This window comes from Pseudomonas aeruginosa (assembly GCF_001457615.1).
Taxonomy (GTDB): Bacteria; Pseudomonadota; Gammaproteobacteria; order Pseudomonadales; family Pseudomonadaceae; genus Pseudomonas; species Pseudomonas aeruginosa.
The window spans coordinates 4,732,925-4,752,063 of the sequence record NZ_LN831024.1 but is presented as its reverse complement, the minus strand read 5'-3'; the positions used below and the strand labels follow the sequence as shown (position 1 = coordinate 4,752,063).

Annotated in this window: 24 protein-coding genes; 4 read left to right on the top strand and 20 right to left on the bottom strand. The window is 63.8% G+C overall.

Features of this window, described 5'->3' with window-relative positions; translation table 11 throughout:
* Positions 1-4 precede the first annotated feature (4 nt).
* The 7 genes from AT700_RS21895 to AT700_RS21865 all read right to left on the bottom strand — a co-directional run bounded on the left by AT700_RS21895 (position 5) and on the right by AT700_RS21865 (position 4,779).
* Positions 5-358, bottom strand: a complete 354-nt coding sequence (locus tag AT700_RS21895; RefSeq protein ID WP_033976929.1) for a hypothetical protein — start codon at positions 356-358, stop codon at positions 5-7.
* Positions 359-402: 44 nt separating this feature from the next.
* Positions 403-3,123 (bottom strand): toprim domain-containing protein, encoded by a 2,721-nt coding sequence (locus AT700_RS21890; protein WP_048521489.1) that lies wholly within the window; start codon positions 3,121-3,123, stop codon positions 403-405.
* Positions 3,120-3,353: a hypothetical protein gene (locus tag AT700_RS21885; protein ID WP_003098410.1), complete on the bottom strand. Its 234-nt coding sequence runs from the start codon at positions 3,351-3,353 to the stop codon at positions 3,120-3,122. The genes AT700_RS21890 and AT700_RS21885 overlap by 4 nt, the downstream gene beginning before the upstream one ends.
* A 76-nt stretch (positions 3,354-3,429) precedes the next feature.
* Positions 3,430-3,780: a hypothetical protein gene (locus AT700_RS21880; RefSeq protein ID WP_023096288.1), complete on the bottom strand. Its 351-nt coding sequence runs from the start codon at positions 3,778-3,780 to the stop codon at positions 3,430-3,432.
* A complete protein-coding gene (locus tag AT700_RS21875; protein WP_003098408.1) occupies positions 3,777-4,070 on the bottom strand; it encodes an ogr/Delta-like zinc finger family protein in 294 nt (97 codons plus the stop codon). Before AT700_RS21875 ends, AT700_RS21880 begins: the two co-directional genes overlap by 4 nt.
* Positions 4,067-4,537 carry a YmfL family putative regulatory protein gene (locus AT700_RS21870; protein ID WP_023127024.1) on the bottom strand — a complete coding sequence of 157 codons (471 nt, stop codon included), beginning with the start codon at positions 4,535-4,537 and terminating at the stop codon, positions 4,067-4,069. The genes AT700_RS21875 and AT700_RS21870 overlap by 4 nt, the downstream gene beginning before the upstream one ends.
* Positions 4,538-4,566: 29 nt before the next feature.
* Positions 4,567-4,779 carry a DNA-binding protein gene (locus AT700_RS21865; RefSeq protein WP_023876135.1) on the bottom strand — a complete coding sequence of 71 codons (213 nt, stop codon included), beginning with the start codon at positions 4,777-4,779 and terminating at the stop codon, positions 4,567-4,569.
* A 129-nt stretch (positions 4,780-4,908) separates the two neighbouring features.
* Here AT700_RS21865 and AT700_RS21860 point away from each other — a divergent pair, with 129 nt between their 5' ends.
* From AT700_RS21860 to AT700_RS30180, 3 genes are all read left to right on the top strand, one after another.
* On the top strand, positions 4,909-5,205 hold the full coding sequence (locus AT700_RS21860) for a transcriptional regulator (RefSeq protein ID WP_404936061.1): 297 nt from the start codon (positions 4,909-4,911) through the stop codon (positions 5,203-5,205).
* A 318-nt stretch (positions 5,206-5,523) separates the two neighbouring features.
* Complete coding sequence (locus AT700_RS21855) at positions 5,524-5,874, top strand: hypothetical protein (protein ID WP_048521486.1); 351 nt, start codon at positions 5,524-5,526, stop codon at positions 5,872-5,874.
* Positions 5,875-5,887: 13 nt separating this feature from the next.
* The gene (locus AT700_RS30180) at positions 5,888-6,577 is read left to right on the top strand and encodes a hypothetical protein (protein ID WP_139373600.1); all 690 of its coding nucleotides are present in this window, start codon (positions 5,888-5,890) and stop codon (positions 6,575-6,577) included.
* A gap of 81 nt (positions 6,578-6,658) precedes the next feature.
* On the opposite strand, the gene AT700_RS21850 is transcribed toward AT700_RS30180, so the two are convergent.
* From AT700_RS21850 to AT700_RS21795, 13 genes are all read right to left on the bottom strand, one after another.
* Positions 6,659-7,930, bottom strand: a complete 1,272-nt coding sequence (locus tag AT700_RS21850) for a phage late control D family protein (protein ID WP_048521483.1) — start codon at positions 7,928-7,930, stop codon at positions 6,659-6,661.
* Positions 7,927-8,367, bottom strand: coding sequence for a phage tail protein (locus tag AT700_RS21845; RefSeq protein WP_015967206.1), 441 nt, complete (start codon positions 8,365-8,367; stop codon positions 7,927-7,929). The genes AT700_RS21850 and AT700_RS21845 overlap by 4 nt, the downstream gene beginning before the upstream one ends.
* 88 nt (positions 8,368-8,455) lie before the next feature.
* Complete coding sequence (locus AT700_RS21840) at positions 8,456-11,086, bottom strand: phage tail tape measure protein (RefSeq protein WP_261296571.1); 2,631 nt, start codon at positions 11,084-11,086, stop codon at positions 8,456-8,458.
* A complete protein-coding gene (locus AT700_RS29825) occupies positions 11,076-11,195 on the bottom strand; it encodes a GpE family phage tail protein (protein WP_003098394.1) in 120 nt (39 codons plus the stop codon). Before AT700_RS29825 ends, AT700_RS21840 begins: the two co-directional genes overlap by 11 nt.
* An 8-nt stretch (positions 11,196-11,203) precedes the next feature.
* Entirely contained in the window at positions 11,204-11,533 is a 330-nt protein-coding gene (locus AT700_RS21835) for a phage tail assembly protein (protein ID WP_023083449.1), read from the bottom strand.
* Positions 11,534-11,587: 54 nt separating this feature from the next.
* Positions 11,588-12,103 carry a phage major tail tube protein gene (locus AT700_RS21830; protein WP_023083450.1) on the bottom strand — a complete coding sequence of 172 codons (516 nt, stop codon included), beginning with the start codon at positions 12,101-12,103 and terminating at the stop codon, positions 11,588-11,590.
* A 56-nt stretch (positions 12,104-12,159) separates the two neighbouring features.
* Positions 12,160-13,335, bottom strand: coding sequence for a phage tail sheath protein (locus AT700_RS21825; protein WP_048521473.1), 1,176 nt, complete (start codon positions 13,333-13,335; stop codon positions 12,160-12,162).
* Between the two features lie 90 nt (positions 13,336-13,425).
* Entirely contained in the window at positions 13,426-13,872 is a 447-nt protein-coding gene (locus tag AT700_RS21820; RefSeq protein ID WP_048654715.1) for a phage tail assembly chaperone, read from the bottom strand.
* An 8-nt stretch (positions 13,873-13,880) separates the two neighbouring features.
* Positions 13,881-16,169, bottom strand: coding sequence for a phage tail protein (locus AT700_RS21815; protein WP_048521472.1), 2,289 nt, complete (start codon positions 16,167-16,169; stop codon positions 13,881-13,883).
* A 1-nt stretch (position 16,170) separates the two neighbouring features.
* A complete protein-coding gene (locus tag AT700_RS21810) occupies positions 16,171-16,707 on the bottom strand; it encodes a phage tail protein I (protein WP_015967199.1) in 537 nt (178 codons plus the stop codon).
* Positions 16,707-17,621: a baseplate assembly protein gene (locus tag AT700_RS21805; protein ID WP_023083454.1), complete on the bottom strand. Its 915-nt coding sequence runs from the start codon at positions 17,619-17,621 to the stop codon at positions 16,707-16,709. Before AT700_RS21805 ends, AT700_RS21810 begins: the two co-directional genes overlap by 1 nt.
* Positions 17,618-17,962: a GPW/gp25 family protein gene (locus AT700_RS21800; protein ID WP_033942401.1), complete on the bottom strand. Its 345-nt coding sequence runs from the start codon at positions 17,960-17,962 to the stop codon at positions 17,618-17,620. The genes AT700_RS21805 and AT700_RS21800 overlap by 4 nt, the downstream gene beginning before the upstream one ends.
* Positions 17,959-18,531 carry a phage baseplate assembly protein V gene (locus AT700_RS21795; protein WP_048521465.1) on the bottom strand — a complete coding sequence of 191 codons (573 nt, stop codon included), beginning with the start codon at positions 18,529-18,531 and terminating at the stop codon, positions 17,959-17,961. Before AT700_RS21795 ends, AT700_RS21800 begins: the two co-directional genes overlap by 4 nt.
* A 177-nt stretch (positions 18,532-18,708) precedes the next feature.
* On the opposite strand from AT700_RS21795, the gene AT700_RS21790 reads away from it, so the two are divergent.
* Complete coding sequence (locus AT700_RS21790; protein WP_048521462.1) at positions 18,709-19,137, top strand: helix-turn-helix domain-containing protein; 429 nt, start codon at positions 18,709-18,711, stop codon at positions 19,135-19,137.
* Positions 19,138-19,139: the final 2 nt, after the last annotated feature.

Below are 19,139 nucleotides of genomic sequence, written 5' to 3'. Positions count from 1 at the left end.
CCCCCTATGCCGGCAGCGATGCTGCGGCCCAGCGTTTGCGCAGGTCCTGCCAGATCGCGTCGCCGTCCTCGAAGTACTCATGCACTTCCTGTTTCGGGGCGTAGTCCATACGCAGCACGGACAGGCACGCATCGAACAGAGCTGGGTCGAGGCGGCGTAGCTCGGTGAGGTCGAAGCGGTGGGCTTGGCCGTTGTACAGGCCGAGCAGGAACCGACCGATCACGCCGCTCTGGCCGCTGTCGCGCTGTGCGATCGGGAGCAGGCGTTTCAACGCTGTGATGCCGGCTACCTCGTTCTCCTGCTGCCTGGCCTGGAAGTCGTGGATCAACTGCAGATAGTCGTGGGGGAGGGGTTGCATGGTGTCTCTCCTTTGGGGTTGCAGTTCCGGCGTTGCCGCGCCGGTTAGGCTTGGAAAATCCAGCACTTGACGGTGCTGGGTCGGTTGGTGAAAGGGTTCTGGCGGGCGTGTGCCGCGCGCACTGCGCTGTCGACGGCCTTGTATTCGATGAATTTGTGCCGGCGGGACTCTTTCAGCAGGTCGCGCAGGGTTGCCGCGTCGGCCACCTTCTGGCGGTGGTCGGCGGCCAGCTTCACGAACTCATTAAGGTTGATGGCGATGGTTCCGGGGTTCTTGCTGTGGTTGAGCACCGGCTCTTCGCTGAGGTTTTCGAGGTAGTCGTAGACCTCCCAGAACTCGGCCACCTCGGGCGCGTCGGCGTTGACGGCGTCCTGGCGCTCCAGGGCCATCGTCATCAGGGTCTGCTGAGCGCAGGCGAGCTGGTGCTCGGACAGCGGCACCACCAGGCGCAGCGCGTCGACCAGGGCCATCATCTGCGCGTGGTTGAGTATCAGCCGCTCGATACGAATCTGCTTCAGACCGCGCAGCGTCGCGCTGTGAACCTTCAGCCGCTCGCGGAAGCACTCCAGCACGCGGGCCTCCGCGCGGATGGCCATCAGCAGGAAGTGGCTGACCTCGAGCACGTCCAGGTGGTTGAGGTTGTCGGCCGCGGCCTGGCTCTCGCGGGTGATCTCCGGGCGAATGAAGTGCAGCTTCACGATACGGGTCATGATCGCTTCGGAGGCCTGCACCGTGGCGTTCTGGCTCATCACCAGGGTGCCGCGGAAGGGTGGCTCGTAGGTCTCGTTGCCGGCGGTCTTCTGGCCGGTCACGCCCAGCGCGCGGCCGTTGAACAGCGGCTTGAACTCGTCCCAGTCGAATGACTTGGCGGCGCCGCCGGCGCGGCTGTTGTCGCTGCGGTCGGCCTCGAGCATGACCATGGGCATGTTCGACAGCTGGGTCAGCCAGCGGCGCAGGCCCGCCTTGGTCATCTTCGACGGGTCCTGGCCTTCCTCGTCCGCCCGGCCGAGCAGCTTCCATAGGAAGGTGATCAGCGTGGACTTGCCGGCACCGGCCTCGCCGGTGGCCTCGAGGAACGGAAAGGACTGGAACTCGGCGCGGATCTGCTCTGCGAACAGCGAGCCGAACCAGAATGCCAGCGCCACCAGGCCCTTGGCGCCGAAGCAGGTCCACAGCCAGTCCAGCCACTCGGGGCGGTAGTCCTTGGCGTCGGTGGCGATCTGCAGCTTGATCGAACGCTGCAGGGTCTTCAGGCGCAGCTTTTGGAATTCGAAGAAGTCTTCGGCGTTGGCCTTCTCGATCACGCCGCCGCGCACCGCCACGTCGCCCAGGACGTAGCAGGCATGCTCCCGGCTGTAGCCCAGGTAATCGATGGTGGCCACCGTCTTCAGGCCGGTGAGTTGCAGCTTCATGATCTGGTCGAGCTGCGCGCCGCTGCCGGTGAAGATCGCCCCCGCTGCCACGCCGAGCAGGCGCTTCTTGAACTCGCTGGCCGCCGCGACTTGGGCGCTGGTGAAGGTGTTCTTCACGCTCTCGTCGTCGGGGCGATCGATGCGGAAGTAGTACCAGCTCTCGTCTGTGACCTCGTTGCGCTGGAAGTACAGGGCCTGGGGGAAGCAGTTTGCGATTTCAACCACATTGCCGGACTGCTGCAGCGCCTTGTCGCGCTTCTGTCTGTCGTTCAGCAACTTATCTTCGTGGTCGTCGCTGTTTTCGAACGCGCGCATGGCCCGGTCGAACTTCTCGAGGTCCAGCTTGAACCAGAACAATCTGTTGCCGAACCGAAAGTGGAATTCGCCGCGGCTGTTCCAGTCGTACATCAGCAGCGCTTTCTCGGCAGGACTCTCGGCGATCAGCAGCGCGCCCTCATGGCGCGCGGTCTTGAGGTCCTTCTCGATCTGCGCGGCGCGCTCGGCCGCGTCATCGATGAACATCCAGCGCTGGTGCAGGTCGTTCCAGTCGAATTTGCGGTTGTTGCGCTGCGGTAGTTGGGCCGCTTCGCAGACGTAGCCCAGGGCACGTGCCTCGGTCACCCACCGCCGGGTGTACCTGTGGGCGCCGGGTTCGTTGTCCAGCGCCCAGATCAGTTTCGGCAGCTTGCCGCTACGGGCTGTCGCGAGTTCGCGCAAAGACTGCTCGGGGAAGGCGTTGGAGCTCATGGCCGACACGGCGTCGATGCCGTGGTGCAGCAGTGCGATGGCGTCGAAGATACCTTCGACGATCCACAGCTCCTTCACCTCCTGCAGGTCGACGCTGGGTGGGCACCACCAGACGCCGCGCGGGCTGTCGCCCGGCTTGAAGCGGGCCTTCTTCTTGCCGAAGCGGCTCGGGCGATCGATTAGGCGTTCCCAGTAGCCGCCTTTCTTCAGCGGGAAGCGTACTGTCGCGCTACCGATCTCAAGGTCGCGGTCCCAGTAGTTTTCCTGGCTGTACCAGCCATCGATCAGCGCCAGGTCGAAGCCGCGGGCATGGGCCAGGTACGCCCGGGCCGAGGCGGCGGGTTCCTTGTCGGTGGCCGGCGCTCGCTTGCTCCAGTCGTCGAAGAGCTCCGGGTAGATTTCCTTGATGTGCCAGGTGTCGCCGCACTTGCCGCGCCCGCAGCGGATGAACCAGGGGCTGTCGACCAGGGTGTAGAGCTCCTTTTTGCCGCACGTCGGGCACTCGCCCTTGCGCATGTACTTTGTGCCCTTGATCGGCGTCAGTCCGTACTGATCCTGCAGGCGGCGCAGCACGTCGGCCTTGAGTTCGCGGTCCATTTCCTTCATGCGCGCCCCCGAATCTGCTTGCGCAGTTCGCGGATCGTCCGGCAGATGCCAGCAATGTGTGGGCGGTCCTCGAGGATGCGCTTGCCGCGCAGCCCCTGCGGCGTATAGCGGTAGCGATCGTCGTACCAGCACTCGGCCATGGCGGCTTCGTACTGGCTGACCAGCCAGAGCAGGTACTTCTCAGCCTGGTTCTGGTCGACTTCGACGGTGATTGAAATGTGGCCGCTCATGGCGGTGATACCTCGAATTCTGGGCGTAACTTCCCCAAACCCACGGCAGTGGAGTGGGTAGGGCGTGTTTCAGGGATTACTGGGTGTGCTGGGGGCGCTGTTTGAGCAGGTGCGCGGGCAGATAGCGGGCCGGGATCGGGAAGCGACAGTGACTGCGGGTGTCGATCAAATAGACCACCTCGTCGTCTCCCTGGCCCCAGTCGATACCCAGCCAGATAGGGTCTGGCCCCGCGAAGACTTCATCCCACGCGCGCTGGGCGAGTTGTTCGGCCATGAACTGGGGAACCTCGAGGCCTTTGGCCAGATGGTTGACACAGGCATCGAACAACCGGTCGGAGCCGGAGGACAGATACTGGTTGGCGTTGGCCAGCAGGTACGCTGCGGCGGCTTGCTGCATGGTGCTGCGGTAGTCGTTGGTGCCGTTCATTGCATGCACTCCACATGATCCAGCAGGTCCAGTTGGTTGGTTGCGGCCGCGAGGTCGCGGCGTGCCAGTTGACGGGTTTTCGAAGGCGCCATGGGGAGTACCAGCAGTGGCCGCTCGAGGCCCGAGGGGCTGAGCTGGTAGTCCCAGCTCAGGGAGCCGGTGAAGGTGGCGCCGCAGAGCGCGTTTGTGCATTGCGCGTACATCGAGCGGAAGCACGGGGTTTGGCCCTCGGAGGAGCGGATCCGCATCCGGCTGTGGCAGCAGGGGCAGACGAGCTTGTAGACGCTCACGCCTTGACCCTCCGGTGCAGGGTGATCACTGCGCCGACTTCGGCATGTCGTGCGGCCAGGTGTTGGCGGTGGGCGACGATGATTTCGGCGAGTTCGGCCTCGTCGATCTCTCCGTCGCGTAGCGCCTCGGCGATGATGCGGTCGACCTCGCCGCGCCTGATGGCGGTGGCGACGCCCCTGGCGTACAGGTCGAGGTTGTCCAGCTGGGCTGGATCGGGCATCTGCACGAACATGCCGCCATACAGGTGTGCGACGTACTCGGGGAAGTGGCTGGTGCCGGTTTCCTGCTCGAGCAAGAGCAACTGGTCGTCGCTGAGCGGCTTGCTGCCGGCGTTTTCGTAGGCGTGGTTGTCAAACTTCTTCAGGTCGAGGCCCAGGCGGGCAGCGGCGCATTCGCGACCGCCGGGGTAGGCGCCGATGATCGCGCTGACCACCTGGCGCCGCGTTTCTAGGAGCGGGCGTTTCATCTTCTGGTGTCCCCCCAGTGCGGTGGCCATTACTGTGCGATCACGCCGTCTTTGATGCCGAGAAGGACAGCCGCGCGATGGGCTTCGCCGCGCAGGCACTTCTTCTGTCGGTTGAGGACGGCGTACACGGTCGAGGGGGTGAGGTTGTTCTTCACCGCCCATTGCCTGGCCGACAGCCCTTGGCTCGCCAGATGCTGGCGCGCTTTCTCGCACGCTTGCTCGGTGGGGTAGGCGTTGTGCATAGTCTCGTTTCGTGTGACTTCGTGTGAATGTATGCGCAGTTTTTCCTACGAATGATGGAAAGTCAAGCGCATTTGGAGACGTATGTGGGAATCGGGGAACGGCTGAAGGAGGAGCGGGAACGGCTGGGCATGAACCAGACGGACTTTGCTGCCCAGCTGAATGTGTCGAAGAACAGCCAATACAACTACGAAAAAGGGGAGCGTAGCCCTGATGCTTTGTATCTCGCTGCGGCCGATGCGTTTGGGGTTGATGTTCTTTACGTGATAACTGGCAGGCGACTTCCTGCCGAACTCGATGCTCTCAGCCAGAGCGAGTTGGATGTACTGGGATACATGACATCTATGGACGAAGCAGATCGAGCTGCCTATGTGCGGATGGGGCGCGCGCTCTCCGAAGCCGCTGCAACACGTCCTACGAAGAAATGAGACGTATCGCTGTCGAGTAGGAAATTCGTTAGGGGGAGGCTTCGCTGCGTCTGCTTTTTGGGCGTCAACCTATGTGAACAATGGGGTACTCCCAGGCTGCTGGCACGGTGGCATGATGTCGCCGGGTGGCCTGTCTAAGGAGTAGACCTATGGATAAGCCCATCGATCCTGTCGTGCTCACCGCTCTTCTGATCTGCCTGAGTCAGATGAGCGAGCAGGACCAGTTGGACTTGCTGCGGTTGGCATGCGCTTACCGGGATCGTTGATTGAACGGGTCTTCGGCGGTAGCCGAAGGCCCCACTGTGAAGAGAGGGACGTATGAACTGGCTTAAGGGAACGGCCGCGTCGGTCGGACTGATGGTTTCATGTGCTGCGGTGGCGGATTCGGCCGCCCAGGTCGAACTGATGGACAACCTGCACCAGAGGATGCTGGACGCGTTGCAGGCTTCGAGTGTTGACCAAGTAACCGAGGTGTTCGGCGATTTGGACCGGTACCGCCCTGGTATCCGCAGCAGCGCCAACGAAATCTGCTTCAAGGCCTATGAGGCATTGGGATGGGTGTTGTCCGATCTGGTGGTACAGGCCGATATGGACGACCCGCTGCCTGAACTGAAGGGGCACCAGATGGATTATGAGCGGAAGCGCCTAGCCTGCGCGGCTGGCGCATAAACGGGGAGGGGGCATGGATATTTTGGAGTCCATTAAAAGTAATTTTAAGGATAGGATTGAGAGCCCACTATCCGGCGCTTTTTGTGTCTCGTGGATTTTATGGAATTATAAGTTTTTTGTTGTGATTTTTTCCAACATGGAGCCTGGTGCTAAGTTTAATTATATAGAGCAGAGTCTATGGAATCCTTGGTACGTTGCTCTAATCTTTTTCTTCTTTGGTCCTCTTGCTACCGCTCTTTTCTATATATTTATTTATCCAGTTCCTGCTAGGTGGGCTCTGAAATTTTCACTTGAAAGTAAGAGGGATATTCAAGAGATAAGACTTGCAGCAGAAGGGAAAAGGCCCATCTCTGAAGAAGAAGCTATGGAGCTAAGGGTTAAATATATTCATAAGGCTGACGACCTTGAGAATCAACTCAAAAACCAGATAGAAATAGCGAGAGCGGCGACGGCTAGAGAGCGAGAGGTTAAGGATAGTTGGGCCACTACTTTGGCTGAACTTGAAAGAGTAAAGGAAGATTTCAAGTATCCACCGGATAGCGCAATTCTTGTCAGGACTTTAGAGCGGCAAATTAGTAGCCTTAATACAGATCTTTCAAATGAGAAAGATATGAATTTAGATCTTCGGAGGCAGATTGGTAAGTTGGATGAGCAAATCCTACGTTACCGTATGGCTCTGGATGAAAAGCCAAGTGGCTCTTAGTGTTCTATTTGAATTAGATGGGGACTTTGGTTTCGTACATATCCTATTAAACCGCTAACACGGTACCAGTTAGACAAGCGGTTAGCGGGATGCCAGCAGCCGTTTCCACTCTCGATCCACAGCCCGCTTCGCACTGGCCTTGGTGCTGTACAGGTAGCGCAGACGGCGCGGCTTGCTCTGGTCTCCCGCGGTGATGGTCTTCTCCGTCCCGCTCTTCTCGTCGCGGTAGTAGGCGATGATGCCGGTGTAGTCGCCGCCGGTGTCGTCGGCCAGGTCGCTGACCAGGTCCTCGGGCAGCTTGCTTTCCATCTCTAGGCTGGTGATGTAGCCGCCGTCGGCGCTGAGGCTGTGCTGCACATTGCCGCCGTACCAGATGATCGCATCGATCGAAGTCTTCACGCCCTGCAGGGTGTAGGTCAGCTCCGGGATCAGGTCCGGCCGGCCCTTGGCGAGCACGTAGCTGAGCGTGGCGCTGCCACGCTGTAGGCGGTTCCACTCGGCGCGGGCGGCGCGCAGGGCGCTCTGGCGGTCGCTGTAGGTGTGGCGCAGGTCCTTGAGGTTGTCGCCTTTGGCACCGGCGATGGCCTCCTGCTTCTTTGCGCTGTTCACGTCGTAGAAGTACGCGCGCACGCCGTCGTAGCTGTCGCGGTCGGCCTGCAGGTAGCGGTGCTGGTCGCCATCCTGGCGGGTGAGGTTGATGTGCGGCAGCGCCAGGCCGCTGGCAGTCTTGCCGCCGCCGGCCGGCAGGCAGAGCAGGCAGCCGGCTTTCACGGTGGCCACCGCATCGAAGTCCTCGCCCAGGCGTGTCAGCAGGTTGGCGTCGGACTCGTTGGCCTGGTCCAGCTGCAGGATCGGCAGGCCCGCCAGCGCCGGCGCGAGCACCGGCTTCAGGTTGTTGCCGAGGGCGATGTCGGTGAGCACGTCGCCCAGCGTCTTCGGGCTGCTCCAACTGCGTTCGCGCTTGACCTTCAGGCCCTTGCGCAGGTCCGCTGAGCGGGCGCGGATGCTGAGCACGTCCGGCGCGCCGCTGTGCTCGGTTTCGTCGACGGTGTAGGTGCCCTTGTCGACCAGTCCGCTGTCACTCCAGCCCAGCCAGAGGTGCAGCACGGCGCCGCGCGGGGGGATCGCGAGCAGCCCGTCATGATCGCTGAGTGTCACGCTCAACTGATCGGCCTCGAGGCCGCGATTGTCGGTCAGATCCAGGGCGATCAGCCGAGGGCTGATGAGCTGGGCGATGTCGTTGCCGTCGACCGTGAGCCGGAACACCGGCACCGGGTAGCCGGCGTCGCGCTGCAACTGGTCGACGGCGCTGGTCAGGTAGCCCGTTACGCGGGCGAGGGCGGCATCGATCACAGGATGCGTCTCAGCAGGTTGCCGGCGGTACCGAGGACCGAGCCGAGCAGATCGGTGCGGCCGTCGTCGATGCGCTTGAGCTCGAGGGAGAACTCGATCCGCCGCGGGGTGCCGTCGGCGAAGAAGAGTGTCCGCGTCTCGGTGACGCGCTCGATCACCCACAGGCCGTAGATGCGTCCGGTGCCCTCGACCATGGGCCAGGCCGACCCGGTGTCAGCCATCTGCCGCAGCACGTCCAGGCTCAACGCGCTGCCGGCCAGCTCCGGCAGCAGCACGCCAGGCAGGGTGATCGCGTCGTCGCCGCGGCCGACGAACTGGCGCGCCGGCTGGGCACCGATGCGGCTGCTGCTGGCGTGTCGCCACTCGGTCTGTCGCTGGAACTCTTGGTAGGCCAGCGTGTGCAGGCTGAAGACGAACATCCCGAGGGACAGCATCATGGTGGTTACTCCCGGTCCTGCAGGCGGGCGCGCAGGCGCGCCGCCTTGTTGCGTTCGCGCTCGTCCAGCAGTTGGCTGAGCGTGCGTTTCAGGTCTGCGGTGTCGCTGCCCGCGCCGGCCTGGATGGTGATGTAGTAGGTGTCGCCGCCGACGCTGATCGCTGCTGGCGCCGAACTGACCGGGGACGGTTGTCGATGGTGATGGCCTGCGCTGGGGCGCTGGCGCCGAGCACCAGGGCGCCGATGGCGCCGGCGCTCTTGCCCAGGGCGCCCAGCATGGCCAGCAGCGGCTGGTCGAACGTCGGCGGCGTGATCGCAGGGCGGGGGCCTCGGGCAAACTCCCCGTCGAGGCCGGCGACAGCCTGACGGCCCGCGCTGACCAGGCCTTGGCCGAGACGTGCAATCACGCCCAGCGGGCCGGCCTGGCCGGCGCCGAGGCCCTGGGTCAGGCCGGCCATGGTGAACCCGCCCAGGTCGGCGAATACCCGCGACGGTGAATGGATGCCGAGCTTGTCCTTGAACCAGTCGATCGCGGCACCGCCGACGCGCTGGACGGCGCGCTTGATCTGCCCTAAGCCGGCGAGCAGGCCGTTCACCAGGCCCTGGACGATCATGTTGCCGAAGTCGCTGAAGCGCGCCGGCAGGTCGATGCCCAGGTAGCCCAGGACGCCGGCGAAGGCGCGGTACATCAGGCCGAGTGGGTTGAAGTCGAGGAGGATGCGGATGATCCCGCCGATCCCGCCGTTCAGGCCCGCCTGGATCTCTTCCCACATCCCGAGCAGGTACGCCTTGACGGCGTCCCAGTTGCGATAGATCAGGTACGCGGCGGCGGCCAGCACCGCCACGACGGCGGCAATTGCCAGGACCACCGGGTTGGCGGCCAGGCCCCACAGCGCGATGCTCACGACGCGCAGGGCGGTCACCAGCGGGCCGATCAACAGGCCGGCCAGCATGCGGATCGGTGCGAACAGCAGTTTCAGCAGGCCGATCAGACCGGGCAGGCGAATGCCGATGGTGCCGAGCATGAAGCGGACTGCGATCATCGGGCCGAGGATGCCGGCGAGGGTGATGGCCAGGCTGCCGACGGTGGCCATCAGCGCCGAGAACGCGGCGACGGTGATGACGATGCCCTTGCTGACCTGCGGGTTGGCCTTCAGGAACTCGCCGACGTTGTGCAGCAGGTGACTGAGGTCGGCGGCGAGCTCGCGCAGCCAGGGGCTGTTCTTGTCGAACAGCTCGACCGAAATGTTTTCCAGGGCCGCATGCAGCATGGTCATGTCGCCCTTGAGGTTGTCCAGCTGGGTAGCGGCGACCCTCGCGGCCTCGCCCTCGGAGTTGTTCAGGCTTTCGCGCATGGTCTGGAACTGGCCGCCCTCGACGGCGCGCATCAGGGTGCCGAAGCTTGTCACCGCGTACTGCCCAGCGATGTCCTTGAAGATCGCGCCGCGCTGCACGTTGCCCATGCCGGCGGTCTTCTTGTTGATGTCCTTCAGGATGTCCAGCATATCGCGCATGTTGCCGTTGGCGTCCTTGGTCTGGACGCCCAGCTTGGCTACCGCCTTGGACGTGCCCAGGCGGGTCAGCACAGAGCGCATCGAGGTGCCGGCCATGCTGCCCTGGACGCCGGCGTTGCCGAGCAGGGCCGTGGCGGTGGTGACCGTCTCCAGGCTCTGGCCGTACTCGCGACCGACGCCGGCGGAGTACTTCAGCGAGTCGCCGAGCATGCGGATGTCGACGTTGTTCCGGGTGAACGCCGCAGTCAGTACGTCGGCCACCTGGTCCATCTTCTCGGCCGGAATACCCATCGCCGTCTGGATGTTCGAGGCGATGTCAGCGGTGTCGCCGAGGTCCATGTCGCCGGCGGCGGCCAGGTTGAGCATGCCGGGCATGGCGCCGAGGATCTGCTTCGCGTTGTAGCCGGTGCGGCCCAGGAAATACTGGCCCTGGGCGACTTCCTTGTCGGTGAATTTGCTGGACAGCGGCAGGGTGCGGGCCTGTTGCCGCAGCGCCTGCATCTGCGGATCGTCCTTGCGCTCGATGCGGGTCACCGCCTGGGTCGCCGACATCGTTGCGTCGAACTCGTAGCCCACGCCGAGCATCTGCCGCAGCTTGTCGCCGGTGTACATGCCCGTCGCGCGCGCCGCCATGCCGGTGCCGGCCAGCGCGGCGGCGCTCTGGATGCCGCGGCTGTAGGTGTTTCGGGCGTGGGTCAGGCGTTCCTGCTGCTGGCTGAGGTTGCGCAAGCGCTGCGCCTGGCTGTTGATGGCGCCGTTGGCCGCCTGGATCTGCGCGCGCAGGTCGCGCTCATGCTGGCCGAGGTTGCGGGTGCTGATGCCGGCGTTGCTGAGGCGCGTGCGCAGTTGCTGCAGGGCTTGGCTCTGCTGCAGGTGTTGCTGCTTGAGGAAACCAGCTTCACGGATGGCCCGGTTGTAGTCGCGGGTGAGCGCACGGGTGGGGTTGCCGGCGGTGGCCATCTGCTGGGCCAGCGCTTTCACCCGGGCCTGTTGCGCGGCCAGCGCGGTGCTGACCTGCTCCAGAGCGCCGCGCTGGGTACGGAACGCGCGTACGTCGCTCTGCTGAGCGTTGAGCTGCTTCAGGCGCTCGCGAGTTGCCTTGAGCGCCCGGGCCGTCGCATCGCTGCCTTGCATGATGCGACGCAGGGGAGCGGTGGCTCTGTCGATCGCGCTGAGCAGCACGCGCAGCTGCAGGTCATTCGCCATCGGCGGAACTCCGTACCCGGGCGCGTTCGCGCCATTCCATCAGTTCGGTGAGCGAGAGCCGGTCCATATGGTCCGGCGCCCAGTGAAACGTCACGGCCAGGTCGGCCATGGCGTTTTCTACGCGATCAGGGAGGCTGCCGCCTTCGCCCGCTTCTGCAGCAAAAAACCGGCGATCACCTGGCCGCAGGCGAGCAGGTCAGCCGGGTCCATGCCGGCGGCCTCGGGCTCGGTGATGGTCGGTTGGCTGATGCGCGGCAGGATTTTCATGGTCGCAGCCACGTCGAACTGCAGCAGGTCGAGCAGGTGCAGGCCGCGGAGTTCGCCAGAGGAGGGCTTGCGCAGGGTGAGCGATTCGATGGACTGGGCGCCGCGCTTGATCGGCTGGTCGAGGGTTACGACGTTGTCGGGAGCGTTCTGCAGGTCAGCGGGAGTCTGTTCGGTTTTCATGGGCGTCGGTATCCAAGGGGGAGAGGAACCGCCGGTCGGGCCGGCGGGAAGGGATTACAGGCCGATGGCCTTGCGCTGTGCCTCGAGCAGGTCCTTGCCGTTGACCTTCTCGACGAAGTTCAGCAGGTCGATCTCGATGACTTCCTCACCGTTGACGACGAGCTTGTAGTAGCTGCAGGTGGTGGTGATCTTGTGCTCGGTGTCTTCGCCGGGCTGGGCGTCACCCATTTCGATGGTCTCGTGCCGGCCGCGAACGACGATTTCGACGGACGTGACCGCGCCGGTATCGTCCTGCTGGTAGGCGCCGGCGAAACGCAGCATCACGCCGCTGGCGCTGACTGCGCCGTACTGCTTGAGGACGGTCAGCTCCAGGCCCCCGACGGTCCACTCGAACTGGATGCCGTCGTCGTCGTGGCCGAGGTCGGCCTTGACCGGGCCGTTCATGCCGCCCCCGCGGAAGGGCTCCATCTTGCGGGCCAGCGGGGGCAGGGTGCAGGACTTCACAAGGCCCTGGTAGCTACCGCCATCGTTGAAAAGGTTCATGTTCTTGAGCTTGCGCGGCATGGCCATGGTAGGGCTCTCCGGGAATCAGGTGGGTCGGCTCCCCGTCCGGGGAGCGCTGGGCGTCAGGCGTTGACGCGGCTGGCGAAGTCGACGAGGTAGCTGTCGGTGATCTTCTGGAAGAAGGTCAGGTCCTCGAGCGGCGGCACCGGGGTGTAGTCGTAGGTGATGCGCAGCTTGCCGGCCTTGAGCGTGTCCTTGTCGTTCACGTTGGGGTCGTACCAGGCCTGGGCGTCGATGATCAGGCCGAGTCCCTTGAGCTCGCGGAACTTGGCGTTCACGCCCTCGAGGATGTCGCGCACAAGCGACGGGTGCATGGGCTTGTCGACCGCCCACATGTGCGCCTCGGCGATGGTATCGGCCAGCACCTGGGCGGTGCGGGTGTAGTTCTCGAAGGCGAACAGCGGATCATCGCTGCAGGTGCGCGAGCCCCAGAAACGGAATCCGCCTTCCTGCACCAGGGTGGTGACCTCGTTCTCGTTGAGGTAGTTGGCGTCGGTGCTGGGGCTCTGCAGGTCCCAGAACACGTCGGCGCTGATGCCGGTCACGCCGTTGACGGCGACGTTCGACAGGGTCTTGTGCCAACCGACCTCCTGATCGATCCGGGCGCGCAAGCCCAGTGCCTGGGCAACAGCTGGCGCAGGCACGGTCTGGTTGACCACGGTGCTCCACGTCAGGAAGTCCGGCCAGACCACCATGGCTTCGCGCGCGGCGAAGTTCTCGCGGTAGGCGATGGCCTCTTCCTTTGTCTTGCAGCCGCTGGCGGAGACATAAGCGAAGGCGCGCAGTTGCTGGGCGATGGCGATGAGTGCGGTAGCGACCGGCTGGGTATCCAGGCCCGGCACGCCGAGGATGCGCGGTACCACGCCCAAGCGGGCCTTGGCGGCAAGCAAGGCCTTCATGCCGGTGTACTTGCCATCGGCGCTGACGCCGCCGATGACCGCGCTATTGGTCGCGGCTTCATCCTCGCCCGGCTTCACCCGCACCACCACAGTGGCGGCGTTGGCCTGGTCGGCGATTGCTTGCAGGCTTGCGGGCAGCGTACCGCTGGTGCCCGCCTTGCCGATGGCAGCCTGCACGTTGGTGATGAGTACCGGCGTATCGAGTGGAAAGGCGGTGGCGTCGGCGTCTTCGGCGGTGGCTACCAGGCCGATGATCGCGGTGGCGATGGTGCGAATGGGGCGGGTCCCGTCATTGATCTCTTGGACCCGGACACCGTGATGATATTGGTCAGCGGCCATGGGGTGTGCCTGTGCAGTGGTTGGATGACACTGCACAGGCTGCCGCGCGCGCGGCGAAGGGGCGAGGCGGGAAGCTTGTACGGCGTGAAGCTACAAGATGCCATCTGCGAAGAGGGCTTCGAGCCAGTCCGGTGCGGCCGGCCGGTGTTCTGCGAGCGGAAACTCACCAGACTCCGGCCAGTCGCGCAGTTGGCGGCGGTACGCCTGCAGCGCCTGGTACTGCTCAGTGCTGAGCGTCGTGGTACCAACCTCGAGCTCGTCGCGGTGACGTGCGACCAGGGCGTCGGTGTCGTCGAGCTGGCGGTCGCGCCAATCGCGCTCGATCGTTGCCAGAGCCTCGTCTCCGAGAGGTGGTGGTGGCGTGGCGACCGGCTGTCCATCCTTGCCAGCGACGATCAACAGTCCCTGGCCCTGAGCGTCGAGCAGTGCCTCGTACTCTTCATCCGTCAGAGGCCAAAGCTCCGATTCCGCTGGCATTTGTTCACCATGTACCTCTGGAGAGTAAAAGCCGCCAGTCTTCGGGCAATAAAAGAACATATTCCACCTCAATAGCCAATTGCGAAAACATTGATGCCGAAGTTCTGCACATTCCCGATGTACTCACTTGAAACGATGGTGCAGTTGGTCGCCGTTCTGGCTTTTTCTGCAACCGTTACAGTTGAGGCGGGAATGGCAGGACGGCCGTTTTCTCTAACAGTTGGAACGACATGTAGACAGGCATTCGGGAAGGCAATGGGGAACGTCACGACCCGATCGATAACTCCCCCAGGGTGGTCACCGATAGACAGGTTCACCCACTGAAATATCACCCCCGTATCGTTGTTCTTGTACCAGCCGCTCACGCCCCTGCTCGCTGCAGAGTGAACGTGCGCGCTGGGTGGGAAATTCGATGGTTTCCCAGGCAAGGACGCCCAGGAGTATTCCGACTTGGCCACATAGTTGGCCGGGTTGAAGTTGCCGGAGTCCCATGCACGATACCAAGCTGACCATGTTCCGTTGTAGCGGCAGCGCCAGTACAGACCGCCGGCGGCGTAGCCACGATAGGTCTGATAGATCATCGAGGCGGTTGGAGCATGAACCGTCAATAAACCTGCTTCGCCTACGGGATAGTTCTCCCCGTTCTTGGCGTTTGCGGTGAACGGTTGATGCCACCAGCCCGAAGCAATCATCGAGTCCAGATTGACATAGCCACCCAGCTCACCATCGGGCGCGTGTGCGAAGGCACCGCCCAGATCGCAGCGGACCCAGGCTGACCACTCCCGCTTGGACGAATCGGTCGTTGCGGGGGAAGCGTAGGCATAACGAACGTACATGTCAGCCACGCCGGCATAGCCGGTTGCAATCTGCGTCGCGTTGCCTTCGACGGTCGGATAGAACATCGTCTGGATGTAGTAGTAGCGGCCAGCCACTGGGCCATTCGCGTGATTGGTCAGTACCAGCGGAATGACTACCGAGTTGGGATCAACGCTGGTATGCACAGCCGTGGCCAGTCCCTGCGACACCAACGGCAAGCGTTCAAGATCGAGTCGGCCGGTAGCAATCTTCGAAGCATCCAACGCAGGAATGTCTGCTGCCGTCAGGCCACCGCCAGCCGTAACCAGCCCCTTGGCGTTAACGGTGACTTTGGGGTAGGAGCCGGCATTTACGCCCGAGTTCGCCAGCGTGACCGTGATTCCAGCGTTTGAGCTACCGTCGAACGTTGTCGAGCCGCTGGCGTCCCCACCGAGGTAGATCGTGCGAGGGGCGGCGAGTTTGACCGCCGTTGCAGCCTGACCAATACCATTGCCGGTACCGCCTCTGGCAGCAGGTAAGATGCCGGAGGTGATTTTTCCTGCATCAAGGGCCGGAATATCACTCGCTACAAGCCCACTGGCTCCGGTAACCAGTCCTTTGGCGTTCACCGTGACTTTCGCGTAGGTCCCGGCGGTGACGCCGGAGTTGGCCAGCGTCAGGACTCCGTTGACGTTTGTGGCCCCATCGAACCGAGCTGACCACGTTGCATCGCCGCTCGCGCTGAGCGTGATGGGCGCTGCAAGCCGGCTGGCAGTGGCTGCGTTGCCCGTAATCGAGGCCGGTAGTAGTCCGGCCGCGTTCAGCCTGAGCAGCTTGTTCGCCGTCGGGGTGGTGACCGCCTCGCTGGCATGCAGTGCGTCAGTGATGCCGTAGCCGCCCAGCGTGGTCGGGTTGTTGCCGGCGGTGACGATACCGTTGGCGTTGACGGTGACCGCGCGGTAGGTGCCGGCACCCACGCCGGAGGCTGGCAAGGCGATGGTGCGATCTGCAGACAGATCGCCACCGCCGACCAGGCCGTTGCCGGCCAGCACCTTGCGTCCCTTGAAGTCCGCGGCAACCTTCGCCGTCACCCAGTCCTGGGTGGCGTAGACGATGCCGTCGTCGATGATCAGTTCGACGTGCTCCATGCCGGATAGGATGATCTGCACGCGGATGGTTTGGGTGCGCGCGCTCCCGCTCTCGACGCTGGCCTTGAAGCTGGGCGGGCAGTTGGCGACCGCCACGAACTTCCCATCGGCGTCCTCGAGGCCGATCTCCCGTATCCAGAAGCCGCCGATGGCCATCGGCAGTACCAGCTCGGCGACCAGCACGTTTGCGCTTTGCTCGGAGACGAACAGACGGTTCAGTTGAGCGCGGTAGCGCTGGCGGATCAGCTTGGTCTGAGCGGCCGAGGGGATGGGGTCAGCCGTCTCGCCGGGCGCGCCGCCGGCGTCACCGATGAGCATATGGGTGGGCTGCCACTTCTTCCCGGCTTCGCTCGCCGCGATCAGCGCTGCCGCGCCGATGTCGGTGAGCAGGCCGCCGTACTTGGGAGTCGTCATATCACTGCTTCCAGGGGCTGATTTCCAGGGTGTCGCCGTCGATCGTCGCCAGGCCGTGGCGGGCCAGGATGTCCGGCGTGATGCGCAGGTCCAGGCGGGTCAGGTGTCGGCTGACTGGGCGCACGTCGTCGAGCAGGCGCTCGAGCTCGAGCACGGTCTCCTCGTCGAGACCGTTGTCGCTGACGTCGACGGTGATTTCGAAGGTGCCGGGGACGCCGGCGGGGGTCTGTTGCCACCACTCGAGGATGTCGGTCAGCGAGCCGACGGGTTCGACCACGCGGCGCAGGGCGCTCAAGGTTCCCTTGTGGGAGTGGACGAGGTAGGCATCCCGAATGACCTGGCGCTTCACACGCTCCGGCCAGGTGCTGTCCCAGCGATCGACGGAGAACGCCCAGGCCAGGTACGGCAGAAGGGCGACCGGGCAGGTGCTGGGGTTCCACAGTTGGCGCAATGGGATCGGTACCCGCTCGATCTGCGCCAGGGCTTCGGCGGCCAGGCGCTCCAGCTCGGTGGCGTTGCGTGGGAGCAAGCTGGGCATCACTCATCCCCCAGCGTCAGCGTAATTCCGGTGCAGTAGGGCGCCTGGGCCGGTGTAGCGGCGATGTCCGACCAGTTGCTGAGCGTGACTTTGCGCACGCCTTCTACGTGCAAGGCCGCATGCACCGCCGACTCGGACACCTCCATGCCCAGGCGTCGACGCTGATGGACGTATGCCGTCAAACGGGCCCGGGCGGCATCGAGTATCGGCTCGGATTCCGGGCCGATGGTGGCCAGGTAGAGCGTCGCGTCGACACGGTACTCGAGCACTTGGGCGGACTGGACTGTCAGGCGATCAGCGACGGGGCGACGGTCGGCATCGTTGAGGTAGGCGTCGACGATGGCCAGCAGGTCCGCCGGGGCGCTGCCGTTGCCCTGGGCGGCCTGCACCGTCACCACGACAACGGCAGGTGATGGGCTGACGGCTGAGGCATCGCCGACGCGACCGTCGGCGGCGCGGGCGTGGAAGATGTAGCTGTTACGCGGTCCCGCGGTGCTGAGGCCTTCCCAGGCCATCTGCGCCCGCTCGCGCAGGCTGTCGTCGGACTCGAGCAGTTCCGGTACGGGCGGCACCTTCGACGGATCTCCGGGCTGGATGACCAGGCGCTTGACGTTGTAGTTCGCGGCGAGCTGGTCGAGGTCGGCGCCCTGGGCGCTGGCCAGCATGTTGGCGAGAGCCGCCTCGTTGACCCGCTGGCGCCAGAGCATTTCGCGGTATGCGTTTTCCTCGAGCAGCTTGGTCAGCGGTTCGGACTCCAGGGCGAGGCGGGCGGAGATTTCCGCCTGCTGATCCTCCGGCCAGAGGCTGATGGCGTAGGCCTTGCGCTCGGCGAGTATCTGCTCGTAGTCCAGCTGCTCCACCGCGTGTGGTGGTGGCAACTGGCTGAGGTCGATGGCGACGAAGTTCGTTGTCATGCGCTGGCGCCCATCTGCAGGGGGATGCTCAGGTTGTGCGGTTCGTTGCTGTCCACCAGGGTGGCGTTAATCTCCATGAGCACCTGGCCGGCCAGGTTCTGGCCGGTGATCTGGACACGGCTCAGGCGGATGCGCGGCTCCCAGCGCATGAGGGCCATGGCGGTGGCGGCATAGACCTGCAGGCGGGTGGTGTCGTTGAACGGAGCATCGATCAGCTCCGGCAACTGGCTGCCGTATTCGCGCCGCATGACGCGGCTACCAATGCGAGTGGTGAGGATGTCGGCGATCGACTGGCGGATGTGTGCCAAGCGGTCGATGGCGCCGCCGGTGTGGGCGTTCATTGCGGTTTCCCCGTCGTAGCGCCGCCCGGCATGACGCCGCCGTGGGTATGACCGACCAGGCTGATGCCCTTGGCGATCACGTCGACGCTCACGGTGACCTTGCCGGTGACGGTCTGGTTGCCGGTCTGGATGTAGTCGCCCTGGTGGGTGATGTCGCCGACGATGCGGATGCCGCCGTCGCTGATGAGCTCGGTGGTACCGCCGGCGGGAAGAACTGCGCGCAGGTGGTGGGCTGCGCTGTCGTACTCGATAACCGCGCCGTCGCGGTAGGTGGTGCGATGCAGGGCGTCGCGGTCGCCGTTGGGCGGGATCAGGTCACTGAACAAGCCGGTCAGGACCACGCCATTGGCGGTCTGCCCGGATGGGCTGAAGAGCAGTACTTGCTCGTTCAGGGTGGGGGCGTTCCATTCGCGGTCGGCGCCGGCCCGCGGCGATGCCCAGGGCAGCCAGCCGGTCAGTAGGTCACCAGTCAACACACGGACGCGCTGCGCGGCATGGTCCACCGCGGCGATGGTGCCGAGGCGGATCAGGTTCTCGATCATGCGGGAGAGGGTCGCAAAGTCAGCCATGCGCTAAGCATGTGCTGTTATGGGAAAGGATGCGGGCAGCGGGGCTTGTACGAGCCTTGCGTACAAAGGTTATATATTCACAAGAATTCGCTCTTGCGCAGCATTGGGGTTATGGCGTATTTTTTTCTCTGTCCGCTTGTTTTGAGCGGTTATTCAATGATGCCCAGGAGGGCTTTTATGAACAGCGATTCTGCGAAAAGGGGAGAGTTAGCGCGTAAAGCGCGATCAGTTCTCGGAGCTAGCACAGCGGAAGCTGCGCAGCTGGTACATGTCTCCAAACGCACCTGGGAACTCTGGGAGTCCGGCCAGCGCGAAATGCCGGAAGCGTCCTGGGAGCTCTTTGTTTACAAGATCACCCATGGCATCACTCCGACTGATGAGCGCGAGCTGCTTGTGGTTGTTGACGATAACCAAGCGCCGTTGGATGTCGTTTCGAGTGACACCTTCCTGAACCTCAGGGAGCAAGGACAGGGGGAGTATGAGATCAGCTCCATGGCTGTGAGTCGCGAGACTGGCCGCCAGTACATTCACCGTACTCGCTTCAAGCGGAAGCCTTACAACGAACACGTACTGAAATTTGCCGAGCGCCATCGGCAGTGGGATTGATG